Annotated in this window: 2 protein-coding genes; both read left to right on the top strand. The window is 40.6% G+C overall.

The genetic code is table 11. The features are described 5' to 3' along the window. Positions 1-661: 661 nt before the first annotated feature. Positions 662-883, top strand: a complete 222-nt coding sequence (locus tag GO493_RS30660) for a hypothetical protein (protein ID WP_157310063.1) — start codon at positions 662-664, stop codon at positions 881-883. A gap of 302 nt (positions 884-1,185) precedes the next feature. Continuing rightward, the gene (locus GO493_RS30665) at positions 1,186-2,418 is read left to right on the top strand and encodes a recombinase family protein (protein ID WP_157310064.1); all 1,233 of its coding nucleotides are present in this window, start codon (positions 1,186-1,188) and stop codon (positions 2,416-2,418) included. The last annotated feature ends 126 nt before the right edge of the window (positions 2,419-2,544 follow it).

The following is a 2,544-nucleotide window of genomic DNA, read 5'->3' on the forward strand; positions in this document are numbered from 1 at the left end:
GGATGAACTATGTAACAACTGTAGCCTTATTGCTGCACTAATGTTGCCATTTTTGCTGTAGCATTGTTACCGTTTTTGCTGCACTCATATTTACCGATTTTGCTGCATTATTATTTACTGCTTACACCTATTTCATTCCCTTTAAAAACCGCAAATGAGCCAGCCTGAAATCAGTAAGAAGGAACTTGAAAAGAGAATAGACGCGTATCTACATTGTGTGGGAGACAAGCTGTTTAATTTGCGTAAGGGGCGAGGAGAAAGTTTGAAGACGGTCGCAAAGGCTACACGTATGTGTGCCGGTATAATTAGTAGCTCCGAAAAAGGTCTATATAAAGATCTCAGCGTTTCCAGGGTAGCGGTACTTTGTAAATATTACAATGTCCCTTTAGTTGATGTTCTTGTTTGTGACTAGGTGATATTATTTTAACGTGCAGTCAAATGTTGTTAAATCGTAGTTGATAATCGCCAATTAGTTTTTGACTTGTTACCGACTAGAACCCAATCGGGTTTGATCTGGATTCTGATAGTTTCCAATGTGTACAAAAGTGAGCATTTAGTGGCTATTTTTTGCTTTGTTGGACAAATTCGGTGAAATGCGCGTAAATGGTGGAAAGTGGCTTTTCGCGCGGTTGTAGCTTTGATGTCATTAAACCAAAATAATATGACAAAGTCAACCAGCGAACAATTTGATGTTCCAACTGCTGCTATGTTGGAAGTCTGTGCATTGATCTGCGAACATGATCTTAACCATACAATTATGGAGGTGGATGAAGACGCAGATACAATTACACTGGAGCTGCAATATACAAAGCAAGACCGGGAAGTCATTCATCAAATTGAAGATCTGATAGCTGACAATACTGACGATGACGAGAGTGAGTAAGTCAGCAATTCTGATTGACAGGAATGAGTATGCAATGTGTACTCATTCCTTTTTTATGCCATTCCCATTTTAACCTGACTACACATTAAAGCATCTCACACTATGCCAGAAAGAAACCAGGACATAACAGTCGATAATGTAAAAGCGCTAAATAGTTTTAAACATTACACCACAGCTCAGGCGGAAGAGCTGCTAAATACAATCAAGACATTTACAACAATAGGACTGACGATATTCAGCCAGCGGAGTTCACCCATCAAAATAATTGACTTACCCAATATTGAATACGAAAAGAAAATCGCATGAACCCAGGATTATCCCTTTTTGATTCTTTTGCCAAAGGAAAGAAAGCGCAGACTGCGCGTAATAATAACTGTGTTATCTATACCCGCGTTTCGACCAAGGAGCAGGCTGATAACAATATGAGTTTAGGTACCCAACGTAAAGCCTGTGAGAAATATGCTACTAAAGGCGGCTTAAACATCAAAGGATATTTTGGTGGAACCTATGAAAGTGCCAGGACTGACGAGCGGCGGGAATTTAATAAGATGCTGGCTTTTGTGAAGAAGAGCAAAGAGAAGATAGCCCATATAATCGTGTATAGCGTTGACCGGTTCAGTCGTTCGGGTACAAACGCTATGTATATCGCTGATCAGCTTAAAAAGCAGGGTATAATAGTTTATGCCGTCACGCAGCCTACGGATGCATCAACAGCCAGTGGCGCATTACAGCAGAACATTCAATTCATATTTAGTGAATATGATAATCAGCTGAGACGCGAGAAATGCATGGCAGGAGTGAGGGAGAAGTTATTGATGGGTATCTGGTGTGCTCCACCACCTATGGGATACGATATAGTCAGGCATGACGGGAAGAAGACTTATGTACTGAATAAAATCGGGAAGCAGATAGGTAAGGGGTTTCAACGGAAAGCCACAGGAGTAACTAATGAGGATGTTAGGCAACGATTAGCAGCAATAGGATTAAATCTTACCAAGCAGCGGTTATCTGACATACTCAGGAATCCCTTTTACTGTGGACTGATTGTGCACAAGGCATTGGAAGGTAATGTAATTGAGGGTATTCAAGAGAAGGCCGTATCCAGAGAGTTGTTTTTAAAAGTAAACGGTATCCTGGCTGATCATCATCAGGGTTATACGGTTCAATCAGAGAATGATATTATCCCGTTAAAACGTTTCCTGAAGTGTGACGAATGTGGCAGCTACCTAAGAGGGTATAAGGCTTACAAGAACCAAAAGTACTATTATAAATGTAATACGCCTGGCTGCAAGTGTAATAAGCGGGCAGATACCCTTCATGAAACATTCAGGGAGTTGCTGACAGGTTTTACCTTGGATGTCAATGACGATTACCGGCAGCTTATAAAAATGCAGGTAATCGCTACCTATAATCAATTTACCCAGGAAAGCTGGGAGAAGGAAAAAATACTAGAGGAAAGAATGGCAGAGATTGATAAAAAGATCAAACGGCTGAGAGAGCGCCATGCCGATGAAGAAATAGACCGGGATTTATAGGATCAAGTTGAAAACTTGGGGGGAAGATCAAAAAGTTGTTTTTTTGCAGCTCATTAAGAAGCAACAACTTGGATCAGAACTATCGACAGTTAATGGAATTTCTTCTCCCAAAGGGACTTTTAGAGT

The organism is Chitinophaga tropicalis, from assembly GCF_009758205.1.
Taxonomy (GTDB): Bacteria; Bacteroidota; Bacteroidia; order Chitinophagales; family Chitinophagaceae; genus Chitinophaga; species Chitinophaga tropicalis.